Raw genomic sequence first — 1,088 nt, 5'->3', positions numbered from 1 at the left:
CGTACCGCGGTAGCGTTTAATCAATGCAGTCATGCGTGCTTCAAGAATATCGAGATCAAACGGTTTGGTGAGGTAGTCGTCGGCGCCGTGTTGGAAGCCTTTGAGCATATCGTCTCGGCTATCAAGTGCAGTCAACATCAACACCGGAGTGTTATTACCGGCATCGCGCAGCTTGTTGCACAGTGTTAGGCCATCCATGCGCGGCAGCATGAGGTCGAGCAAAATGATGTCAAACGCATTATCCATCGCCAGTTTTAAGCCTAGCTCACCGTTGTCGGCGTAATCCAGCTGCATGCCAGCACACTCAAAATAATCGAACAACATTCCCGCTATTTCACGATTATCTTCTACCAAAAGTACACGTTTCATTTATTCTTATCCAATCTCGATAAATTCGAATGTTGATCTTAACGAACATTATTCACTATAGGTGTGAAAAAGTTGTCGACAATGATTTTCTCACCTTTGTGTCGGTTTTCAATGTCTAACCTTAAATACAGTGGTACCTGTTTATTTATATCTATCAATACTGATTGAAATATAAATGGTATAGATTGGTTGGTTCTGTTAACTCCATATAAAACATGAAGATACTGAATTATTTATGTGACACTGAGCACATTATTAATAATTGCCAATCTTCACAAGTGCACTCGATAGGAAAGGTTCTAACTTTTTATAAAACCATTTTTTAGATATGGTTATTACGTTTAAATACAAACGCTTAGATTCTCTTTTTTGTGATAATTCAATCAAATCAAGGGTTTCATGCATAAGCGAAACACTGCATTATTTTATTTTTATTAATAAAACTACATTTTCTGTTCTTGAGCTATTCATAAACGAAAGTCTCCCAGTAGCTTTACTTGTTTAAAATCCATGATCCTTCCAATGCTTAATGCCAGATAAAAATCAATTTGTGAGGCTATCATGTTTAACAGTATACGCACTCGAATTGCTGTCAGTGCGGGTGGGGCAATGGCCTTCACTCTATTGATTGCAATGGGTATGACAACCAATGCGTTCACGCAAGTGAATGAACAAATCACTACAAAAGTAAAATCTCAACTGAACGAAGCCACCACGAC

Annotated in this window: 1 protein-coding gene; it reads right to left on the bottom strand. The window is 38.4% G+C overall.

From position 1 onward, the window contains the following. Nucleotides 1-369: response regulator (locus tag R7O13_RS24460; RefSeq protein ID WP_318304883.1), on the bottom strand; the 369-nt coding region annotated here is incomplete at its 3' end. Nucleotides 370-1,088: the final 719 nt, after the last annotated feature.

The sequence above is a fragment of the Vibrio sp. Y176 genome (genome assembly GCF_033438945.1).
This window is presented reverse-complemented; position numbering and strand designations above follow the sequence as displayed.